This window comes from Mucilaginibacter frigoritolerans (assembly GCF_007830615.1).
Taxonomy (GTDB): Bacteria; Bacteroidota; Bacteroidia; order Sphingobacteriales; family Sphingobacteriaceae; genus Mucilaginibacter; species Mucilaginibacter frigoritolerans.
Window position 1 is genome coordinate 529,977 of the sequence record NZ_VLLI01000001.1, and the last position, 20,845, is coordinate 550,821.

The 20,845-nt window shown below is 37.3% G+C and carries 20 protein-coding genes; 7 read left to right on the forward strand and 13 right to left on the reverse strand.

Features of this window, described 5'->3' with window-relative positions:
• Nucleotides 1-23: 23 nt before the first annotated feature.
• From JN11_RS02215 to dprA, 4 genes are all read left to right on the forward strand, one after another.
• Nucleotides 24-1,142, forward strand: a complete 1,119-nt coding sequence (locus JN11_RS02215; protein WP_144909185.1) for a glycosyltransferase — start codon at nucleotides 24-26, stop codon at nucleotides 1,140-1,142.
• Nucleotides 1,133-1,738, forward strand: a complete 606-nt coding sequence (locus tag JN11_RS02220) for an RNA polymerase sigma factor (protein ID WP_144909186.1) — start codon at nucleotides 1,133-1,135, stop codon at nucleotides 1,736-1,738. Before JN11_RS02215 ends, JN11_RS02220 begins: the two co-directional genes overlap by 10 nt.
• Entirely contained in the window at nucleotides 1,728-2,357 is a 630-nt protein-coding gene (gene rsmG, locus JN11_RS02225) for a 16S rRNA (guanine(527)-N(7))-methyltransferase RsmG (protein WP_144909649.1), read from the forward strand. Before JN11_RS02220 ends, rsmG begins: the two co-directional genes overlap by 11 nt.
• 102 nt (nucleotides 2,358-2,459) lie before the next feature.
• Entirely contained in the window at nucleotides 2,460-3,560 is a 1,101-nt protein-coding gene (gene dprA / locus JN11_RS02230) for a DNA-processing protein DprA (protein WP_144909188.1), read from the forward strand.
• Between the two features lie 26 nt (nucleotides 3,561-3,586).
• Here the strand turns inward: dprA and JN11_RS02235 are convergent, their stop codons facing one another.
• The 7 genes from JN11_RS02235 to sppA all read right to left on the reverse strand — a co-directional run bounded on the left by JN11_RS02235 (nucleotide 3,587) and on the right by sppA (nucleotide 10,593).
• Nucleotides 3,587-4,063, reverse strand: coding sequence for a SixA phosphatase family protein (locus tag JN11_RS02235; RefSeq protein ID WP_144909190.1), 477 nt, complete (start codon nucleotides 4,061-4,063; stop codon nucleotides 3,587-3,589).
• A gap of 162 nt (nucleotides 4,064-4,225) precedes the next feature.
• Nucleotides 4,226-5,257 carry a glycosyltransferase family 9 protein gene (locus tag JN11_RS02240; protein WP_144909192.1) on the reverse strand — a complete coding sequence of 344 codons (1,032 nt, stop codon included), beginning with the start codon at nucleotides 5,255-5,257 and terminating at the stop codon, nucleotides 4,226-4,228.
• Nucleotides 5,258-5,863 carry a DUF4254 domain-containing protein gene (locus JN11_RS02245; RefSeq protein ID WP_144909194.1) on the reverse strand — a complete coding sequence of 202 codons (606 nt, stop codon included), beginning with the start codon at nucleotides 5,861-5,863 and terminating at the stop codon, nucleotides 5,258-5,260.
• Between the two features lie 15 nt (nucleotides 5,864-5,878).
• Nucleotides 5,879-6,382 carry a D-glycero-beta-D-manno-heptose 1-phosphate adenylyltransferase gene (gene rfaE2 / locus JN11_RS02250; protein WP_144909196.1) on the reverse strand — a complete coding sequence of 168 codons (504 nt, stop codon included), beginning with the start codon at nucleotides 6,380-6,382 and terminating at the stop codon, nucleotides 5,879-5,881.
• Between the two features lie 4 nt (nucleotides 6,383-6,386).
• Complete coding sequence (gene gmhA, locus JN11_RS02255) at nucleotides 6,387-6,941, reverse strand: D-sedoheptulose 7-phosphate isomerase (protein ID WP_144909197.1); 555 nt, start codon at nucleotides 6,939-6,941, stop codon at nucleotides 6,387-6,389.
• Nucleotides 6,942-6,978: 37 nt separating this feature from the next.
• Nucleotides 6,979-8,664, reverse strand: coding sequence for a DNA polymerase/3'-5' exonuclease PolX (locus JN11_RS02260; RefSeq protein ID WP_144909199.1), 1,686 nt, complete (start codon nucleotides 8,662-8,664; stop codon nucleotides 6,979-6,981).
• A 147-nt stretch (nucleotides 8,665-8,811) separates the two neighbouring features.
• A complete protein-coding gene (gene sppA / locus JN11_RS02265) occupies nucleotides 8,812-10,593 on the reverse strand; it encodes a signal peptide peptidase SppA (RefSeq protein WP_144909200.1) in 1,782 nt (593 codons plus the stop codon).
• Between the two features lie 87 nt (nucleotides 10,594-10,680).
• Here sppA and folK point away from each other — a divergent pair, with 87 nt between their 5' ends.
• Both folK and JN11_RS02275 read left to right on the forward strand, forming a co-directional pair.
• Nucleotides 10,681-11,160, forward strand: a complete 480-nt coding sequence (folK, locus tag JN11_RS02270; RefSeq protein WP_144909202.1) for a 2-amino-4-hydroxy-6-hydroxymethyldihydropteridine diphosphokinase — start codon at nucleotides 10,681-10,683, stop codon at nucleotides 11,158-11,160.
• Nucleotides 11,161-11,183: 23 nt separating this feature from the next.
• A complete protein-coding gene (locus tag JN11_RS02275) occupies nucleotides 11,184-11,561 on the forward strand; it encodes an Hpt domain-containing protein (RefSeq protein ID WP_144909204.1) in 378 nt (125 codons plus the stop codon).
• Nucleotides 11,562-11,636: 75 nt separating this feature from the next.
• Here JN11_RS02275 and purS read toward each other — a convergent pair whose 3' ends face one another.
• From purS to rho, 3 genes are all read right to left on the reverse strand, one after another.
• Nucleotides 11,637-11,891, reverse strand: coding sequence for a phosphoribosylformylglycinamidine synthase subunit PurS (gene purS / locus JN11_RS02280; protein WP_144909206.1), 255 nt, complete (start codon nucleotides 11,889-11,891; stop codon nucleotides 11,637-11,639).
• A gap of 23 nt (nucleotides 11,892-11,914) precedes the next feature.
• Nucleotides 11,915-12,670: a CDP-diacylglycerol--serine O-phosphatidyltransferase gene (gene pssA / locus JN11_RS02285; protein WP_144909208.1), complete on the reverse strand. Its 756-nt coding sequence runs from the start codon at nucleotides 12,668-12,670 to the stop codon at nucleotides 11,915-11,917.
• Between the two features lie 91 nt (nucleotides 12,671-12,761).
• Nucleotides 12,762-14,387 carry a transcription termination factor Rho gene (gene rho / locus JN11_RS02290; RefSeq protein ID WP_144909210.1) on the reverse strand — a complete coding sequence of 542 codons (1,626 nt, stop codon included), beginning with the start codon at nucleotides 14,385-14,387 and terminating at the stop codon, nucleotides 12,762-12,764.
• Nucleotides 14,388-14,792: 405 nt separating this feature from the next.
• Here rho and pyrF point away from each other — a divergent pair, with 405 nt between their 5' ends.
• Nucleotides 14,793-15,623 carry an orotidine-5'-phosphate decarboxylase gene (gene pyrF / locus JN11_RS02295; protein WP_170227679.1) on the forward strand — a complete coding sequence of 277 codons (831 nt, stop codon included), beginning with the start codon at nucleotides 14,793-14,795 and terminating at the stop codon, nucleotides 15,621-15,623.
• 26 nt (nucleotides 15,624-15,649) lie between these two features.
• On the opposite strand, the gene JN11_RS02300 is transcribed toward pyrF, so the two are convergent.
• The 3 genes from JN11_RS02300 to JN11_RS02310 form a co-directional block, all read right to left on the reverse strand.
• Nucleotides 15,650-17,014 (reverse strand): exonuclease domain-containing protein, encoded by a 1,365-nt coding sequence (locus JN11_RS02300; RefSeq protein ID WP_144909214.1) that lies wholly within the window; start codon nucleotides 17,012-17,014, stop codon nucleotides 15,650-15,652.
• Nucleotides 17,015-17,175: 161 nt separating this feature from the next.
• Nucleotides 17,176-19,020 carry a membrane protein insertase YidC gene (yidC, locus tag JN11_RS02305; RefSeq protein ID WP_144909216.1) on the reverse strand — a complete coding sequence of 615 codons (1,845 nt, stop codon included), beginning with the start codon at nucleotides 19,018-19,020 and terminating at the stop codon, nucleotides 17,176-17,178.
• A 20-nt stretch (nucleotides 19,021-19,040) separates the two neighbouring features.
• Nucleotides 19,041-20,651 (reverse strand): CTP synthase, encoded by a 1,611-nt coding sequence (locus tag JN11_RS02310; protein WP_144909218.1) that lies wholly within the window; start codon nucleotides 20,649-20,651, stop codon nucleotides 19,041-19,043.
• Nucleotides 20,652-20,845: the final 194 nt, after the last annotated feature.

Consider the following 20,845-nt stretch of genomic DNA (forward strand, 5'->3'; position numbering starts at 1 on the left):
GACTATTTAATTTAAACTAGAATTTGGAAACATATATACCCGAAGCACTGTTTATTGTATTTTTGCTTTGCTTAATAACGCAATTGTACATTTTAGTTATTAATCAAAGTAAACTAAAAAAATATAATCCTGCTGATGAGTTGCCAGCAACTTCGATCCCCGTTTCTGTAATTATAAGCGCACGTAATGAGGCCCCCAATTTACTTGTAAATCTACCCTTAATTCTGCAACAAAATTATCATGATTTTGAGGTAATAGTGATAAATGATTGCTCGTATGATGGTACCGAAGAGATTTTGAAAGGTATTAAAGAAAATTATCCTGAGTTAAAAATAGTTACTATTACGGAGCATGATCGCTTTAAGACAGGGAAAAAGTTTGCTTTAACTTTAGGTATAAAGGCTGCCAAAAATGAACATTTATTGTTTACTGATGCTGATTGTAAACCAGCCTCTGAACATTGGATAACCCGTATGGCGGCTAATTTTGAACCCGGTATTGAAATTATTTTAGGCTATTCGCCTCATATCAAAACCCGTAATTTTTTAAACGCGCTTATCCGATTTGAAACCATAAAAACGGCTATCAATTATTTATCAGCTGCTATAAGAGGAAATGCTTATATGGGAGTTGGTCGTAATTTAGCTTATACAAAGACCTTGTTTTTTTCGGTGAAAGGATTCGCGTCCCATATGCACGTATTATCGGGTGATGATGATCTTTTTGTGAACCAAAATGCTACTCAAATCAATACAACTATTGAAGTTCACCCGGATTCGTTTGTTTATACCGATGCCAAAACATCTTTAGCATCCCTGTTTCGCCAAAAAAAGAGACATATGGGGGCTGGTAAATTGTATAAAGGCAAACATCGCCGGGCGCTAACTGTTGAAGCATTAAGTGGTTTTTTGTTTTATATTTTATTAACATTGAGCCTAGTTTTCAACTTCAACCCTTTGTTAGCCTTAGGTTTGTTTATGTTTAGATTGATTATTCAATTAATTATTTACAGTAAACTATTTAAGCGTTTAGATGGTAAAGACCTGCTATGGTATTTCCCTTTTCTTGATATGATTTATTACATTTACCTCAATACATTTGGCTTTATAGGCTCTTTTTTAAAAACTAATCGATGGAAATAAATTCGAATTTTACCGAGAACGCGAAAAACGATTTTCACCTTGTTGTTAAGGCGCGACAGGGAGACCAAAAAGCCTATGCCGACCTGATGCACAGGTATAAGGATTCAATTTATTTTATGGTGCTTAAGATGGTAAATAACAAGGAAGACGCAATGGACTTAACCGTTGAAACCTTTGCGAAAGCCTTTGAAAAACTTGAAAAATACCAACCAGACTATGCTTTTAGCACCTGGTTGTTTAGAGTTGCAACTAATAATTGTATTGACTTTATCAGGAAAAAGAAACTCAACACTATGTCAATTCATGGAATGATGGATGAAGACGGCGAGGAAAAACAATTACAAATCAAGGCAGATGTACTTAACCCTGAAGAATCATCTATAAAGAAACAGCAAACACAAGAGCTGAAATTATTGATAGAAAGTTTGCCTGCCCGATACCGTAACCTGATTACATTGCGTTATTTTGATGAACTTTCATACGAGGAAATTGCACAACAATTAGATTTACCTTTAGGTACTGTAAAAGCCCAGCTATTCAGAGCAAGGTACTTGCTTGGAAATATCATTAATCGTTTTAACAGAGATGACATCTGATATTATAGTAAAATATTTTCCATCACTAACTGAAAAGCAACTACAGCAATTTAACAGGCTTCCTGAGTTATATAATTACTGGAACAACCAGATTAATGTAATATCACGTAAAGATATTGACCTGCTTTTTGAACGGCATATACTGCATTCATTAGGAATAGCAAAAGTGATGCAATTTTTACCAGGAGAAAGTGTGTTGGATGTTGGAACTGGTGGCGGTTTTCCAGGTATTCCATTGGCAATTTTATTTCCAGAAACACAATTTTATCTGGTTGATTCTATTGGGAAAAAGATAAAAGTAGTACTTGAAGTTGCAAAGGCGCTGGAGCTTAAAAATGTTAGGGCTTCACATAATCGAGCCGAAGAAATCAATGAAAAATTTGATTTTATAGTATCAAGAGCTGTTACCAGGCTGGGTGAGTTTTATCCTTGGATAAAAGACAAATTTAGTAAAGCTTCAAAAAATGTCTTGTCTAATGGAATCCTCTATTTAAAAGGTGGGGATCTGGAAGAAGAGATTAAAGAATCAGGACTACAGGTAAAGCAATATTATTTGAAAGATTATTTTAAAGAGGAATTTTTTGAGACCAAGCAGGTTATTTATATTAAGGGAAAATAATATCATCTGAAATAATTTTAATTCCTCATTTTATTGTCTTTATAAACCACATTTTTATTTTTTATCAAATACTGTTTTCCTATTTTAGGCGATAAAATCCTTATGCCTTTACATCACCAAATCGGGTTAACTTTTCTGAAAAATATTGGGCCTACATTAGCAAAAGTGCTTGTGAGCTATTTTGGCGATGCTGAAAATGTTTTTAAAGCATCCAATGCAAAACTGCTGAAAGTACCGGGGATAGGTGAAAAAACAATTGCCCAGCTAAACTTTGGCGAAGCTTTGACTAAAGCGGAAGCGGAGATGAAATTTATAGATAAACATGGGATAGATGTTATTTTTTATACGGATAGTGCTTACCCTAAACGATTAAAAAATTGTAATGATTCGCCGGTGCTTTTGTACACCAAAGGGAATTCCGATTTAAACGCACAGCATATTATAAGTATCGTTGGTACACGCAATGCCACTGAATATGGTAAGCAATTGTGTAAACAACTGATAGAGGAACTACAGCAGTATAATGTGTTAGTAGTAAGCGGTTTGGCTTTGGGTATTGATGTTGCAGCACATAAAGAAAGCCTTAAATTAAATGTACCAACTGTTGGCGTGCTTGCACATGGGCTTGACCGGGTTTATCCCAATCAAAACCGTTTAATAGCCGAAAAGATGCTGGAAAATGGCGGGTTATTAACCGAATATCCATCAGGAACTACTCCCGATAGGGAGAATTTTCCGCAACGCAACCGGATTGTAGCAGGTATAGCTGATGCCACTATTGTTGTTGAGGCAAGTATAAAAGGTGGTGCATTGATTACTGCTGAAATTGCTAATTCTTATAACCGGGATGTTTTTGCTTTCCCAGGTAGGGTTGGAGATGATTTTTCAGAAGGCTGTAACTTTTTAATCCGAAATAATAAAGCGGCCTTACTTACTTGTGCTGCAGATTTAGCCTATAGTTTGGGATGGGAAACCAATAATTCCGCTAAACCGACCATTGAACAATTTGTATTGCCCATTGATCTTTCAACTGATGAAAGATTAATATTTGATATTCTGCAACAACATAAAAATCCAATAGCCATTGATGATTTAACCCTGAAAATAAACATGACCACAAGTATGTTGGCTATGAACCTGCTTAATATGGAAATGCAGGGCTACATTAAATCATTGCCAGGAAAAACCTATCGTATTAGTTAGATATTGGTTATGGTCTTATAAGTAAACTACTCCTTTGGAGAACTATAGTAAGTTAATTTCCCAGTATCACGACTTATTGCGGCCCATTCATCCGTTTCAAATTCAATCAATGCTGTTGTGCTGGTGTGCACTTCTCTTGCCTCGCCGGTTAAATAATAAAGTATCTGGCTTACGCCTGGATTGTGGCCTACAATACCAATAAAATCATATTCGGCAGGTAATTGATTAATGATTTTTAGCCAGGTTTGCTGACTGGCTTCATATATAGCTTTATTTGAAGTAGGATTAGCTAATTTAAGGTGATCAGTAAATATTTCGGCAGTAGTTTTCGTACGTAATGCAGGACTGGTAATAATAGTTTGGGGCACTATGTGCTCATCCTTTATACGGTCGGCCATAAAAGCAGCATCCTGCATACCTATATATTTTAGCGGCCTGTCAATGTCTTTTCCTGCAGTTTCTTTTTCTGCTTTGGCATGCCGTATCAACAATAATTTTTTCATGTCGATTTTTAATTTTATAGTTACCAACCCATATTATTATCATGTTTTCAGGCTATTCCATTAGCTTTGTTACACGATACAAAGTACGATTAATTTGCTGTTTAATTGAAGCTGGGTTTGATGTTTTTTGTTTTAACTACGAAGCGATTTTTAAATGAATAATCAGATTAAGAACTTGTTTAACTTACTGATAACCATAGATGGATCAATATTGTTTAGGCAAGCATAATCTTTACGAAAGCACGGCTTATTTCCATACACAGAACATGGTCTGCATTCGATATCATCCGCAACTATATTAGTTTCGGATTGTCCATAGCCTAAAAATCCGGCATAATGATGCGTAGCACCCCATACTGAAACAACCGGAATCCCTTCCAGCGATGCCAGGTGCATGGCTGCCGAGTCCATGCTCATCATCACATCCAGCTGCCTTATCAATAAAAGCTCCTGTTGCATAGTTAACCTGCGCACCAGGGAAGTTGCATTTTTATATTTTAACTCCCACTGTTTACAGATCTCTTCTTCCATTGCCGAACCGCCAAAAAGGAATAGTTTAATGTCTTTACTATTAAAATATGCTATGATTTCTTCTGTTTTATCAAGCGGGTAAATTTTTCCTTTATGCTTTGCAAACGGAGCAATACCAATCCATGAGGTTGTTTTTTCGCCGACAATCTTTATTAACGCGTCATTATCAACTACTTGTTTTTTTTGAAGCTGATGATTCAGTGTTACGGGATATCCTAATCCACGAAAAACATCTGCATAACGTTCTGTTGTCAATTTCAGTGGTTTTAATACCTTATTAGGAAATTGAGTTAAGAGTTTTTTTTCTGAACGCCCTTTATCAATATATCGGAAAGGGATACCTGAAAATTTTAAGAGATTCCTTAATATTTTAGTACGTAAATTATCGTGCAGATCTGCTAAAGCATCATATTTATGCTGTTTTTTTAGCTCGCTTACTAGTTTCATTAAACCCTTAAAGCCTTTATATTGTTTGTTAAGGTTGGCAGGGAAATAATTTAAGCGGGGAATATTATCAAAAAAAGCAGTAAACTCCGGGCGGGAAACATAGGTTATGTTAACGTCAGGATGCTGATTGAGCAGCGCTTTTATAACCGGAACAGTCATAGCCACATCACCCATTGCCGAAAACCGGGTCACTAATAAATGTTTTGTTGCTGACATTTATTTTTTGCTATTGTATAATACCGGGTTAAGTTCAGGGTCATTATACATTTTCATCTGGCGGTATACTTTCATGTATTTACTGCCGTTTTCAATATCCTGAAGTAATTCATCTATAGCCAAAGAAAGGTCTTTTTGCTGCTGGAGTAATATAGCCAGTTTCTCTTTACGCTGTTGTAATTGAAGTTGATCAACATTTGCACGGGTTGTTTCCTCATGCATGTGATATATTTTCAGAGCAAGGATAGATAGCCTGTCAATTGCCCATGCCGGGCTTTCGGTATTTATTTTGGCTGCTGAAGAAGGCCGAACATTTTTATATTTGTCTAAAAAATAGCTGTCAATATATTCAACCATGTCGGTACGTTCCTGGTTAGAACTATCGATACGCCGTTTCCATCTTAAAGCTTCAACAGGGGCAATGTTCGGGTCGCGGACTTCATCTTCCATATGCCATTGAGCAGTATCAATCCAGCATTTGGTATACAATAAATTGTCAAGTGAGCCGGCTGGATATGGGTTTTCGCAGGTTTTATCAATATCATTAAATAGGTGATAATCTTTAATAACTTGCTCAAATACCTGGTTACAGCGTTCACTAATCATTTTATATTTATAGAATTAAATTGTTTTTCCTTTTATCCGCTGGATAATAGAAGTTGAGGAATATCCCTCCACAAAGTTAATAGTTTTAACTTCACCGCCATTTGCTATTACTTCTTTCCCGCCAACAATATTTTCAATGGCATAATCTGCACCTTTAACCAAAATATCCGGAAGTAATGTACTGATTAAGTTTAAGGGGGTATCCTCCTCAAAAACTACAATAGCATCAACAAAAAATAATGCTGCCAATAACATAGCACGACTGTTTTGATCGTTGACCGGCCTGCTTTCGCCTTTTATACGCTTTACGGAGCTATCTGCATTAAGGCCGATGATTAATTTGTCGCCCAGTTCTGCTGCTTTTGCCAGGTAAGTAATATGGCCTATGTGCAGTAAATCAAATACGCCATTGGTAAAAACTACTTTGTTGTTGTTTTTTTGCCAGGCTGTAATTGTTTCTTTGAGCGAAGAAATGTCAGTTATTTTATTGAGCAGTGTTTTTTCGATATCGCTTCTCATCAGCTTAAAATAAATCGTCAACAGCTTTGCAAAGTATATGGCCTATTAGAATGTGCATTTCCTGAATACGTGCAGTAATATCCGATGGGACAACGATATTTAAATCACAAAGGCCATTCATTTTTCCACCGTCTCTTCCTGAAAGTCCGAGTGTATGGCAATTTAATTTTTTAGCAGATTCAAATGCATTTAGTATTCCATGGCTATTGCCACTAGTTGATATTCCAATAAAAAGATCGCCTTCCTGAGCTAATGCTTCTACTTGTCTTGAAAAAACATGTTCGTAGCCATAATCATTGGCAATAGCTGTTAAGGCAGAAGTATCAGTAGTAAGTGCAATTCCGGGCAATGCTTTACGGTGTTTAACGAAGCGGCCGCTTAGTTCAGCTGCGATATGTTGCGCATCAGCTGCACTACCACCGTTTCCGGCCAGTAATACCTTTTTGCCATTTTTTATAGCAGAAATAATCATTTCGCAAGCTTGCTCAATATCGGGTACAAGCTGTTCAATTACCTTTTTTGTTAATTGCTGATGATCATTAAGTTCTTCTATAATCATATTTTAATTAGATGTCTGATTGGTTGTGTTTAATATGTTACTCTGCAATAGCTGAGGTTTTCTTTTCAAATACGCTTTTAATTTCCTGCAATGATAACGCATTCAAACATCTTTCCTTATATAAACCGCCTTTTCTGGCGGCTAATAATCCGTATTGTGTATCGTGGAAGCCTTCGGTACGATGTGCATCAGGATTTATAGAAAGCCAAACACCTTTGTCAAGTGCATACTGGTGCCAGCGCCAATCCAGATCAAGCCGTAATGGGTTCGCATTTATTTCAATCACCACATTATTTGCTGCACAGGCGTCAATTACCTTTTTGTAATTGATCGGGTAACCATTACGGCTTAGCAACAATCGCCCGGTAGGGTGACCAAGTATAGTGGTATATGGATTTTCAATCGCTTTTATAAGCCTTGAAGTTGCTTTTTCTTCATCCATTTTTAGAATGGAGTGAACCGATGCAACAATAAAGTCAAAACGTTTTAATATTTCATCAGGATAATCCAGAGAGCCATCGTACAAAATATCCGATTCAATACCCTTAAAAATGTGGAATCCAGTTAGTTTTTTATTTAGATGATCAATTTCTTCCTGTTGCTGTAATACACGCTCTATACTTAATCCTTTGGCATAAAATGCGCTTTTGCTATGGTCGCACATGCCCAGGTATTCCAGCTTTAACTCATCCCGGCAATACAAGGCCATTTCTTCAACTGTATTGATGCCATCGCTCCAGGTGCTGTGGTTATGTAATGTGCCCTTTAAATCATGTTGTGTTATAAGTATTGGTAGTGTGTTTTTTGCTGCCTTTTCAATAAAGGTTGTTCCTTCGCGCAACTCAGGGAGTATAAACTCCAGGCCTGCTTTTTTATAGATCAACTCTTCGCTGGTAGGCTGATCAATGGTATCGGTAGTTTTGGACAGTACCACCTTTGCATGTTCATCATCCCCGGTTTGTATAAATAGCTCCTGGTAAAAGTATCTTTTCTCAACGCAAACAATGGTTATATGTAAGCCATTTTCAAGTTTGCTGTTAATATGGTTTCCTTCTGCTTTTCCATCATTAAAAATAGCTGATTGGAGCAGGCTATTAAATGCAATTTCCTGATCGCGGCTTCCTACTACAATTATCAATTTACTGATGATCTCGCAGCACCTGCGAAACTCACCGGCAGATTCAATTAATCCTTCAGGCAAAATGCTTTTAAGCTGTTCAATTAAATCTTTAGCAATCGGGCTTACCTGAGCATATAAAAACTTACCGTGACTGGCCATGGTAAATTCAATTGCCTTTTGAATATCTTCTTGTGTTTTAAGACCAAAGCCTTTTGCTTCAACCAGGCGATTTTCATTGCAGGCATAAAATAGCTCGCCTACGTTTTCAATACCCAAATCATGCCATATAATGGCCACTTTTTTAGGGCCGATACCCTTTATATTCATTATTTCAATAACGCCGGCAGGAGTTTTATCCAGCAGTTCATCCAGCTCAGCCATGGTGCCGGTTTCAAGCAGTTCGGTAATTTTTCCGGCAATGCTTTTACCAATACCATCAACTTTTTCTAATTCAGCCAGGGTTTTACCTGCCACAGGAAAAGGGAGCTTATCAACCTTAAAAGCTGCATTGGCAACTGATTTAATTTTGAATGGGTTAGCATCATGCAGTTCCATCAGTTGAGATAGCAGGCGAAGCTTACGGGCTATGGGTTTGTTTTCCATAATTTATTTGAAGGTGTAAAAATACAAAAGCAACATGTATTAGAAGATGTTTTGATGAAGCTTTATTTTTTGTGTATTTAAAAACCAGTAAATAACAAAAGACCATCCGGAAAGGATGGCCTTTTAATCAAAGTGTATTTAAAAAAATTAATTAATCACAATATCATAAGGTAACCTGGCCTGTGGCGTACGCATCATTTGGGTTACGCTTTTTATCTGTTCGTAATATTTAAAATTATCGCCCAGTTCTGATTTTACCATACTTGTTTTTACTTCAGCAGTTAAGCCTGCGCCAAACTTGTTAAAGATGCTTTTTTGCTCAGGATATGCAACCAGTTTATAGTTTTTAATACCGGCCTTTTTAGCTGCCGATTTAACCGCATCATTAATATTACCCAAGCGATCTACCAAACCCTTTTCTATAGCCTGTTCACCAGTCCAAACGCGACCCTGGCCAATGCTATTAATATAGGCTTGTGTTTTATGACGGCCATTGGCTACCGCTTTTGTAAAATCATCATAGCCATGATCAACCTGATTCTGTAATATGGCATGCTCTTCGGGAGTGAGTGGCCGGCTGATGTTGCCTAAATCGGCATATTTACCTGTTTTTACACCATCGAAAGTCACACCTAACTTATCGTTAAAAAACTTTTGCATGTTAGGCAGTACTGCAAAAATGCCGATTGAGCCTGTAATGGTATTGGGTTCAGCAAAAATAGAGTCAGCTGCACATGAAATGTAATAACCGCCCGAAGCTGCATAATCGCCCATGGATACAATAATTGGCTTTGCTTTTTTAGTAAGCATTACTTCGCGCCATATTACGTCAGATGCCAGCGAACTACCACCGGGTGAATTTACACGTAAAACTACCGCTTTTACTTTATCATCAAGCCTTACCTGGCGTAAGGCTTTTGAAATACTTTCAGAACCTATTGAATTGTCATCACCATCACCACCATTTATTTCGCCAGAGGCATACACAATAGCTATGCGATTTTTTGATTCTTTTTTATTGTCATCTTTAGTTTGAGATTCACTTTTTAAGTAGTCGCCCAGTTCAACAGTTTTTAAGTCATCCTTTGTGTCAAGACCGGTTCGTTGTTTTAGCTCATCTAAAATCTCATCTTTATATTTAAGTCCATCAACCAGTTTATACTTCAATGCATCTTCCGGAAGCCTAACCTTTAGCTCATTAGCATAATTGAATAAGGAGTCTTTATTGATTTTGCGGCTTTCACTAATCCCGGTTAAAAAATGATCATATAATGAACCCAGATAGGAGGTAACCTGTAAACGGTTTGCATCACTCATTTTGGTTAAAAAATAAGGCTCAACAGCGCTTTTGTAAGTGCCTACTTTTATTATTTGTGCTTCAATACCCAGCTTATCAAGCGCACCTTTTAAGAACGTAATTTGCTGGCTAAAACCATGAAATAAAAATATTCCTTTTGGATTGATGTAAACCTTATCCGCAACAGAAGCCAGGTAATAAAAGCCTTGTGTATAAATTTCGGAGTAAGCAATGATGAATTTTCCGGATTTTTTAAAATCTATTAAGGCATTTCTTATCTCTTCGGAAGTAGCTTCACCGGGTGTGATGTTACTTTCATTCAAAAAAATTCCTTTAATATTATCGTCAGTTTTTGCCTTTTTTATATTGACTAAAATGTCATTTAGGCCAATGCTTTTTTCGCCATCAATACCTAAAAAGTTTAATGCCGATAAAGGATTATTTGGGGTACGCTCCGAAACAGGATAATTAAATGATATTTGCAAAATGGAGTTTGGTTCAACTTCTACCGTTTTATCATTTGCTTCAGCAAAAATGCCGAAAATTAGTACAATAATGACGACTAGTACAATAACGCTTGTGAGAAGAAATCCTACCATGCTGGCAAGGACAAATTTGAAGAATTGTTTCATTAAGTGTTTTAAATCTTTTATCTATGCAAACTTAGCAATTCATTGCTGTATAACATTAAGAGCTTTGTCTATAATATTTGTTACAACATGATTGATGTTTTTTTATTATTAGGAAGTAACTTGGGAGATAGGCATTTGTTTCTTAATCAGGCAATTGAGTACCTTAATAAGGATATTGCTCCTGTATTGAAAATTTCATCAATTTATGAAACACAATCGTGGGGCAAAACAGATGCTCCGGATTATCTGAATCAGGTAATTGTTTTACGAACAGAACTTTCTGCCCGGAAAGTTTTAGAAAAAGTATTGCATATTGAAACCATATTAGGCCGTCAGCGTGAAGAGAGGTGGGGATCAAGGACAATCGATATTGATATTCTGTTTTATGGACAAGAAATCCTTAATGAGCCGGATCTGCAAATACCACATCCACAGTTGCATAATCGCCGTTTTACGCTGGAACCATTGGCTGAAATTTCTCCCGGATTTGTCCATCCTGTGTTAAATAAAAATATTTTACAGATCAAAAGCGAACTTAAAGACGACTTGATCGTAAAAAAGTTATAATTTTGAAAAATATAAACCTTTTTATGTCTCACATTTTACCTGATCAGGATCTAGACCTTGGCGTTTTGTACGAAATAGCTGATGGAAGCGAAGAATTTATCATCGAATCAATCGACATGTTTCTTCAGCATACGCCTGAAATGCTTGAAGCTATTTCATCAGCTATAGCAAACAAAGATTGGCCTGTTGCCGCTTCCGTTTCGCATAAACTTAAACCTAATCTTGGTTTTTTTGGAATGCCAATAAGCCAGGCCACTATACAAGAGGTTGAACTGATGTCAAAAGCGGGTGCACCTGATCCTGAATTAGTGCTATCCAAATTTAATGAGGTACAAGCCCGGGTACAAGCTAACATCATCACTTTAGAAAAAATAAAAGCTGATAAAGAAGCTGGGGCGTAATTAGTAATTAGAGATTAGTTGCTTTACAAACTGATTTATATTGCAGCTAATCTCTGAAGGTGGATCACTTAATCACTAAACTTCGTGTAATTCGAAAGAATAGCTTTCCATAATAAGATTTGCCAACAGGCTTTTACAAGCTTGTTCAACCTTATTGTGGGCAGTTTCTGTACTCTCGGCTTCAATTTCCAATGAAATGTGTTTGCCAATACGTACGTTTTGTATTTCGGCCAATCCAAGATTTTTCATGCTACCTGTTACTGCTTTTCCTTGTGGGTCAAGGATTTCTTTTTTTGGCATTACGTCAATTTCGGCCTGGAACTTTTTCATTAAATTAGTTTTTATAAATGTTATTAAGAGTGGTTCTTTACATCTTTAGGTGTACCGCTCATAATACTTACACTTGTGAATTTGAATTGAATTATTGAAAGGGTAACATATATAAATATGATTACCGGAACTGCCGCAAATTTAAAAAATAGTATCAGTATTGCCGAAAATAGTAGTAATAAATAGCGGAAAATATTTTCATTAAAATCCTTGTTCTTAAATTTTAACGACATCATCGGCATTTCTACTACTAATAATGAACACATTATAATAATAAAAACTGATAAAATATATGGATTTAAAAGATAAGGGGTATAATACCTGTTATGATGATCAATAATTAAAGGAAATGATGCTATTAAAATTGCATTGGCAGGGGTTGGCAATCCTATGAAATTTTCAGCCTGGCGTGTGTCTACATTAAATTTAGCCAACCTTAATGCCGAAAACACAGGTATTAAAAAGGCAATAAAATTTAAATAGGTACTAACAGTGTCTATTTGATGTGCCTGCAAAAGCAATTGATACATAATTACTGCAGGCAGTACTCCAAAGCTAACCATGTCTGCAAGTGAATCAAGGTCTTTCCCTATTCCTGAAAATGATTTGAGCACGCGGGACGCAAGCCCGTCAAAGAAATCAAAAATTGCAGATAAGAAAATAGCGTAGGCTGCTGCTATCAGATTGCCCTGAAATGCAAATACAATACCTATGCAGCCACTAAAAAGATTGGCACAGGTTATAGCGTTCGGCAAATGTTTTTTGAGACGAGTCTTCATTCCGCTATGAAGGTATCAAGATTAAATTAAGTATTTATGAAGTTTTGCATTAACTTTTTATATTAATATAAACTTCATAAACACTAAATTATTACGAATTCATTGATATCAAAAACTCTTCGTTGGTTTTTGTACCTTTTATCTGACTTTGTAAAAACTCCATTGATTCCTGCGAATTCATATCAGCCAGGTGATTACGCAAAATCCATATCCGTTGTAAGGTATCGCGGTCAAGCAATAAATCATCACGACGAGTACTTGATGCAGTAATATCAATAGCAGGGAAGATACGTTTGTTTGATAACTTACGGTCAAGCTGAAGCTCCATATTACCTGTACCCTTAAACTCTTCAAAAATAACTTCGTCCATTTTTGAACCTGTTTCGGTAAGGGCAGTAGCAATAATAGTTAATGAACCTCCATCTTCAATGTTACGGGCAGCACCAAAGAATCGTTTAGGTTTGTGCAGTGCATTAGCATCAACACCACCTGATAATATTTTACCTGATGCAGGAGCAACGGTATTGTAAGCACGTGCCAAACGGGTAATTGAATCGAGCAGGATTACTACATCATGTCCGCATTCAACCATGCGTTTTGCTTTTTCTAAAACAATATTGGCAATTTTTACGTGGCGTTCAGCCGGTTCATCAAAAGTTGATGAAACTACTTCTGCACGTACGCTACGGGCCATATCAGTTACCTCTTCCGGGCGTTCGTCAATCAGTAATATAATCAGGTAAACTTCCGGATGGTTTTTTGCAATGGCGTTGGCAACGTCCTTTAACAGCATTGTTTTACCTGTTTTAGGTTGAGCCACAATTAAACCACGTTGCCCTTTACCAATAGGCGAAAACAAGTCCATAATGCGGGTTGAATAATTACCCGGATCAGTAAATAGGCTTAACTTTTCGGAAGGGAATAATGGTGTTAAGTGATCAAAAGGAACGCGGTCACGTACTTCGGCAGGTATACGACCGTTTATGGCTTCAACACGTACCAAAGGGAAATATTTTTCGCCTTCTTTTGGTGGCCTGATGCTTCCGCGAACGGTATCGCCCGTTTTAAGACCAAAAAGTTTTATTTGTGACTGAGATACATAAATATCATCAGGAGAGGTCAGGTAGTTATAATCAGACGAACGTAAGAAACCATATCCATCAGGCATAATTTCTAATACACCTTCATTTACAATAACGTTGTCAAAATCAAGGTTTATTGCTGGTTCCTGGCTTTTTTGCTGATTGCCTTGGTTGCTTACTCTGCGCTCAAATTTTTGAGGACGAGCTTCAGGTGCAATTCCTTCTGCTTTTGGGATATTTTCGCCAGACTGTAAAGAAGGAGTTTCTTCTTCAGTAACAGCTACTATTTCGTTATCCTCTTCATCAGCAGAAGGTTCATCATCAGGCATATCAAATAGATTGGTATCGTCTAACGGAACTTCAACACGAGGTTTATTAGTGCTTTTTATAGTGCGGATTCTTTTACGGGCCTTATCAGTAGGTTCTACTTCTGGCTCCGTTTTGTCAATAGTGGCATAATTGCTATCAACTGCCTGTTGTTGGGCCCTTGCAGCTTCAATTAGCTGCTCTTGCTCCACAATGCGGGTAATTAGCTGCGCCTTTCTAAGCTCATCAGACTCGGCAATACCTAAATTTCTGGCAATTTCGCGCAACTCTGAAACGAGTTTGTCGTTCAATTCGTTTGTATTAAACATGTTATGAATTAATATTTCAAAAGGATTTTAAATTGAATACTTTTTGTGATTTTTTATATTTTTCACCGGTACTATAAGGCTATCGTCAGTAAAGCTATTTGCGCAATGGCAATGAATTTAAGTGTTTAAGCAAATCCAATTTATATTTTAAACATGGAGATGTTTATTTGAAAGAAATTTGTTTTGCAACTTTGTTTATGCAACATCTAAATCCACGTAAACTAATTAATAAATAACCTGGAGTTTTAAATTGTTTCTTTGGTGCAAGAAAAATTCAACGGAAAACACTGCAATTTTAATCATTTAATTTAAAAAATCAAATTATTTAAAAAAATAACCTCGAAGGGTGAACAGTTAAGTTTATTTTTAGTTTTTTTGCACATCAAAAGTTAATTTCTTTTCATGATTTCCCGCCCGCAGCTAATTTCCCAGATCAAACAGAAAAAATCATTTTTATGTGTTGGACTTGATACCGATATTGAAAAGATACCTTCTTTTTTAAAAGAATATCCGGATCCGGTATTTGAATTTAATAAAAGGATAATTGATGCTACAAAGGATTTGTGCGTATCCTATAAACCAAACTCAGCATTTTATGAAAGCAGGGGTCTTAAGGGATGGCAAAGTTTAATTGATACCTGGAAATATCTGCCGGTAGATTGTTTAAATATAATTGATGCCAAACGCGGTGATATCGGTAATACATCAGATATGTATGCCAAAGCTTTCCTTGATGAAAGTGCCACCGGGATGAGTTTTGATGCCATAACGGTTTCGCCATATATGGGGAATGATACGGTGAAGTCCTACCTGGCGTATCCAGGTAAGTGGGTTATTCTTCTGGCTTTAACTTCATCAGCCGGAAGCAAAGATTTTCAATACCTGACTACAGAGCATGGGTTTTTATACGAAACGGTAATTCAGAAAGCCAATACATGGGCCGGAGATGACCGAATGATGTTTGTAGTTGGTGCAACTAAGAGCACTGAATTTGCAAATATCCGTAAAATAGCTCCTAATAATTTTTTGTTGGTACCTGGAGTAGGCGCGCAGGGAGGTAATTTGGCCGATGTTTGTCAGTACGGAATGACTAAGGATTGCGGATTAATAGTAAATGCCTCACGGTCTATTATTTATGCTTCAAATGGCGAAGACTTTGCAGAAGCTGCAAGGGCAGAAGCTTTAAAGATTCAACAAGAGATGCAAATGGAATTGGAAAAGGCCGGAGTTATTTAATTTTACAATAACAAAGGAGACTTTGTTTAACTAAACACCACCTTCCGTTCCGGGAATTTAGTTACATATCCAGCTATCATTCCTCTTATATAATCATTACCCGGATAGGGGGTAAGATGGTTTTTGAGCTGGGTTAAGCTATCTACATTAAAATAATGGGAAATGTAACCCATTCCATAAAATTTACCTTTCTCAATCAGTAAACAACTATGCTCATCATCTGTACGGCCAGCATCTCTGATGGCAAAAGTTGGTAGGGCTTCGTTTAATTCATTGATTGCTGCTTCAACTTTTTCATTATATTCATGAGGCAACAGCCCTCCATGGCAGGCACAGTTTTCACCGTGTATGCCCGTGCATAATTCATTATTGTTTTGGATGAAACACAACTTTGGGCAAAGCTCAAAACTTTCTATCAACTTTAGTAGCAGGGTGCGCCCTTCAAATAAGGTATTGCAGCTATAAATAGCACCTGTCATTTTGCGGTGTTTGTCAACCGCCAGGCGCATGTAGCCACGCTGATCCTCAAATGCATATAAACTATAAGCATGCTCAAAACGCTTTAACGATCGGTTGTATTTGGGCCACAGGCGCTTAATTTCAACTGCTTCCAGTACTAAAGCAACCAGTTCGGTGCCGCAAAGCTGATGAGTTATGCGATGAATGTTCCTTAAAAACTCCTGCCTTTGTGGCCCGGTATTATTACCGGTAAAATGACTGCATACCCGTTTCTTTAAGTTTTTTGCCTTGCCAACATAAATTACTTTCCCTTTATCATCATGAAAATAATATACTCCGGGGGATGATGGCAAAGTTTCTACATCTCGTTTAGGCAGATTAGCGGGTAAGAGTTGTTCTTTTGAAGTTACTTTTAAGGACTGCAGAATATGGTTTTGAGTGTCACTTTTTAGTAATAACGAAAATAATTGAGCGGTGGCTTCTGCATCACCGGCAGCGCGATGGCGGCTTTCGTTGTCAATGCCTAAGTGCCTGCAAAGTTTACCAAGACTATATGAAGGCAGTCCCGGAATAATTTTACGGCCCAGCCTTACCGTACATAATTTTTTGCTTTGTAAATCGTATCCGGCCGCAAGTAGATTATGCCGCACAAAAGAATAATCAAAATTTACATTATGGGCTACAAAAATCTTGTTGTTAAGGAGGTGATAAATATCATGTGCTACATCTTCAAATGGCGGTGCCTTTTCAACCATTTGGTTGGTAATACCTGTTAAGGCACTGATATAAATAGGGATGTCTCTTTTAGGGTTAATGAGTGTTGAATAACGCTCAATTACCTTTTTACCATTATGTATGCAAATAGCAATCTCGGTAATGCCATTAGCACTGGCATGCCCCCCCGTAGTTTCAATATCAACAATTGCATACATTGGTGTAAATGTAATAAGTTTTTGCTAATATATTTAGTTTAATTTTTTGGAAGCCAACGGCAACGTAATTAATAAAGTTAAGAAGATAAATTCTCCAATAAAAAGAAATCCCGGCAGTATTACCTGTCGGGATTCTTTTTTATTTCTTTTAGGACTGAAATTTATTTCTTTTTTGGAGGATTTGGCGCTGGCGACAATTGCTGTTTTTGGCGCATCATTTCTTCCATACGGGCTTGGAAGCCACCGGTTTTTTTCTTGTCGTCCGGTTTCTTTTTATTTTCCTGTATCTGTGCATGAATCTTTTTATCATCAACCATTAAACGGATAATGTATTGCTGTAAGAAAGTCATCATGTTGGCCAGGAAGTAATAATAGTTCAAACCTGCAGGATAACCATTCAGTGCTCCTAAGAATATGATAGGAGTGATGTAACCTATATATTTCATTTGTCCGGTTGCACCCGAAATCTGATTGTTGAAATAAGTATAGATCAAGGTTGAAATAGTCATCAGCAAACACATTAAACTTAAGTGGTTGCCAATGAATGGAATACTTGGGAAGGTAATGATTGAATCGTAAGTTGATAAATCATGCATCCAAAGGAAACTTTGTCCGCGTAACTCAAATAAACTTGGGAAAAAGCGGAAGAAGGCAATTACAATCGGCATCTGTATTAACAGGGGCAAACATCCCCCTAAAGGATTAACACCTGCTTTTTTGTAAAGCTTTAAATATTCTTGCTGTAAAAGCGTTGGGTTGTCTTCACCTACCTTAGTTTTAATTTCATCCATCTCCGGTTTAAGCACACGCATTTTAGCCATTGAGAGATATGATTTGTAAGTAAGTGGTGATAATACCAGTTTAAGGATAATGGTTAGCGCTAAAATGATTAAACCATAATTCCAGTTGAATTTCTTAAGAATATTAAATACCGGTAATACAGCAAAACGGTTAATATATTTCAACGGGCCCCAACCTAAATCAACTTGTTTTTCTAAGGCAAAGCCCTGGTCTTTTAAAGTTGAGTAACGGTTTGGACCGAAATAGAATAACAAAGGAAAAGTTCCGTCGGTATTACGTGACAATACGAGATTGGCACTCATCTGTTTGCTATCAGTTGTATCAGTAACATCAAGGCTTTCTGCTAAACTAGATTTATCAAAACCTTTTTCAGCTATGATAACACTGGAGAAAAAGTGTGCTTTGAATGAGATCCACTGCAGTTTTTTGTCAGTTATTTCTTTCTGATCATCTTTGGTTTGACTTAGGTAATCATTTTCGCCATCAATATTGTTATATGAAACGTACGAATAGCGACGCTCCTGCTCCATATCTTTTTCCTGCTTGCGTACGCTGGCAGCCCAGTTAATGTTTATGGAGTTGCTGTTAGCAATTACCTGATCTAACCCGGTTTGTTTAATGGTTAGGCCCAGTTTATAACCTGTTCCTTTTAACGAATAGATGTAATCAACATACTGTGTAGCGCTATAGCTTAAACGCATGGTTACAGTGCTTGAATCAGTACCGGTTACTTTAAGTGAGCTTACACTTGGCGTAAAGTATAATTTGCCGGTATTGATGCTGTTATTACCTGCTGTAAAGTTTAAGCCAAACTGGTTTTTATCTCCATCAAAAAGAATAAGCGGTTTTTTGTTAAAAGTCTTATAGTCTTTCAGCTCAACAGAATAAACCCTGCCACCACGAGTGGAAAGCTTTACAATAAGGTCTTTGTTTTCTAAAGTTACCAGTTTATCGGTACCAACTGTTGCGGCGCCGAATGGCATTTTTAAAATAGCAGAATCTAATTGTTTAGCAGCAGTAGTTTTAGCAGAGTCAGTAAACTTAGCGGTAGCAGCAGCTTTTGGCAATTGACCCCTTTTTACAGAGTCAGCATGTGCCTGTAATCTTGCTTTTTTTAAGTCAGTATCTGACGGTTTCAAGAAATAAATGGAGGCACCCATTATAATCATGATCAGGAATAATCCTGTAAACGTATTTTTATCCATTTTATGTGTAGTACAATTACCTATTTCTTACGGGCATAAGCCATCGAAGCGGCGACAAAGTTAATAAAAAGTGGGTGTGGATTTGCAACTGTTGATTTTAATTCGGGATGGAATTGGGCGCCCACAAAAAATGGGTGATTTTTGAGCTCTACAATCTCTACCAGGTTATTCTCCGGATTGATGCCTGTAGGCATTAAACCTGCATTTTCGTAGTCTTTTAAATAATCATTATTGAACTCATAACGGTGCCTGTGACGCTCGGAGATATGTGTTTTTCCATAAAAGTTTGCCGCTTTGCTGCCTTTTTTTAAATCGCAGGCATAAGCGCCCAAACGCATGGTGCCGCCTTTATTAACCACTTTCTTCTGATCTTCCATCATTCCTATAACCGGGTGAGGGGTATCAGGGTTCATTTCGGTGCTGCTGGCGTCTTTAAGACTCAAAACATTACGGCCAAATTCTACAACAGCACACTGCATGCCTAGGCAAATACCAAAAAATGGAATATTGTTTTCGCGTACATAGCGGATAGCTTCAATTTTTCCTTCAAAACCACGTTCGCCAAAGCCCGGAGCAACTAAAACACCATGAAGGCCCTTTAATCTCTCAACGGCGTTTTCAGGGGTTAATTGTTCTGATGGAATGTATTCCACATGCACTTTACATTCGTTTTTTGCACCTGCATGAATAAATGATTCGCTGATGGATTTGTAAGCATCCGGAAGTTCAACATATTTACCTACCAGGCCAATTTTTACTTCGGAGGTAGGGTTTTTTAAGCGACCCAAAAAGTCTTTCCAGTTCTCTAAAGCCGGATCAATTTTATGTGGTAGTTTTAATTTGGTTAATACCGTTTTATCCAGTTGTTCTTTTAACATTAACAATGGCACATCATAAATAGTTGATGCATCAATTGATTCAATAACGGCATTAATATTAACGTTGCAGAATAAAGCTATTTTTTTGCGGATATCCATGGTAAGGTGATGCTCTGTACGGCAAACCAGGATATCAGGCTGAATACCATACTCCAACAGCATTTTAACAGAGTGCTGTGTGGGTTTGGTCTTTAATTCGCCAGCAGCAGCAAGGAATGGGATGAGCGTTAAATGGATAACCAATGAATTGCCCGATCCGTTTTCCCATCTGAACTGACGTACTGCCTCAATGTAGGGTAATGATTCGATATCGCCTACGGTACCACCTAATTCGGTTATCACGATATCATAGTCGCCGCTTTCGCCAAGGATGCGGATATTTCTTTTTATTTCGTCGGTAATATGCGGAACTACCTGTACTGTTTTACCTAAAAAGGCACCCTCACGCTCCTTGTTAATCACATTTTGATAAATACGGCCGGTAGTAATGTTGTTTGCTTTTGAAGTAGGGGTATTTAAGAAACGTTCGTAGTGACCAAGGTCCAGATCAGTTTCGGCACCATCTTCGGTAACGTAACATTCACCGTGTTCGTAGGGGTTTAATGTACCCGGATCTATATTGATATAGGGGTCGAATTTTTGGATCGTAACACGGTAACCGCGCGATTGAAGAAGTTTTGCAAGTGAGGCAGATATAATGCCTTTCCCTAACGACGAAGTAACGCCGCCCGTAACAAATATATATTTAGTCATGATTTTTTGCTGATTTGCTTCGGATTTATGCCAAAACAAATTGTTTGTGTACGGGATACAAAAGTAGGAAAATTTTCAGGACTTGGCGGAAGAAAATGTAATTGTTAAAAAGGTATGAAAATTAGATGACTTTACAGTTGGAGATGTTCATCTGCCTAACAAAATCTTTACGCAGTCATCTAGAAATGACGGAT

Excerpts from the sequence above, each read along its gene's own strand:
- JN11_RS02275 (WP_144909204.1), top strand. The coding sequence starts at position 11,184 with ATGTCTCACATTTTACCTGATCAGGATCTAGACCTTGGCGTTTTGTAC.
- folK (WP_144909202.1), top strand. The coding sequence starts at position 10,681 with ATGATTGATGTTTTTTTATTATTAGGAAGTAACTTGGGAGATAGGCAT.
- pssA (WP_144909208.1), bottom strand. The coding sequence starts at position 12,670 with ATGAAGACTCGTCTCAAAAAACATTTGCCGAACGCTATAACCTGTGCC.
- JN11_RS02240 (WP_144909192.1), bottom strand. The coding sequence starts at position 5,257 with ATGTCAGCAACAAAACATTTATTAGTGACCCGGTTTTCGGCAATGGGT.
- sppA (WP_144909200.1), bottom strand. The coding sequence starts at position 10,593 with ATGAAACAATTCTTCAAATTTGTCCTTGCCAGCATGGTAGGATTTCTT.
- JN11_RS02220 (WP_144909186.1), top strand. The coding sequence starts at position 1,133 with ATGGAAATAAATTCGAATTTTACCGAGAACGCGAAAAACGATTTTCAC.
- dprA (WP_144909188.1), top strand. The coding sequence starts at position 2,460 with ATGCCTTTACATCACCAAATCGGGTTAACTTTTCTGAAAAATATTGGG.
- rfaE2 (WP_144909196.1), bottom strand. The coding sequence starts at position 6,382 with ATGAGAAGCGATATCGAAAAAACACTGCTCAATAAAATAACTGACATT.
- JN11_RS02260 (WP_144909199.1), bottom strand. The coding sequence starts at position 8,664 with ATGGAAAACAAACCCATAGCCCGTAAGCTTCGCCTGCTATCTCAACTG.
- JN11_RS02310 (WP_144909218.1), bottom strand. The coding sequence starts at position 20,651 with ATGACTAAATATATATTTGTTACGGGCGGCGTTACTTCGTCGTTAGGG.
- yidC (WP_144909216.1), bottom strand. The coding sequence starts at position 19,020 with ATGGATAAAAATACGTTTACAGGATTATTCCTGATCATGATTATAATG.
- purS (WP_144909206.1), bottom strand. The coding sequence starts at position 11,891 with ATGAAAAAGTTCCAGGCCGAAATTGACGTAATGCCAAAAAAAGAAATC.
- gmhA (WP_144909197.1), bottom strand. The coding sequence starts at position 6,941 with ATGATTATAGAAGAACTTAATGATCATCAGCAATTAACAAAAAAGGTA.
- rho (WP_144909210.1), bottom strand. The coding sequence starts at position 14,387 with ATGTTTAATACAAACGAATTGAACGACAAACTCGTTTCAGAGTTGCGC.
- JN11_RS02245 (WP_144909194.1), bottom strand. The coding sequence starts at position 5,863 with ATGATTAGTGAACGCTGTAACCAGGTATTTGAGCAAGTTATTAAAGAT.
- rsmG (WP_144909649.1), top strand. The coding sequence starts at position 1,728 with ATGACATCTGATATTATAGTAAAATATTTTCCATCACTAACTGAAAAG.
- JN11_RS02300 (WP_144909214.1), bottom strand. The coding sequence starts at position 17,014 with ATGTATGCAATTGTTGATATTGAAACTACGGGGGGGCATGCCAGTGCT.
- JN11_RS02235 (WP_144909190.1), bottom strand. The coding sequence starts at position 4,063 with ATGAAAAAATTATTGTTGATACGGCATGCCAAAGCAGAAAAAGAAACT.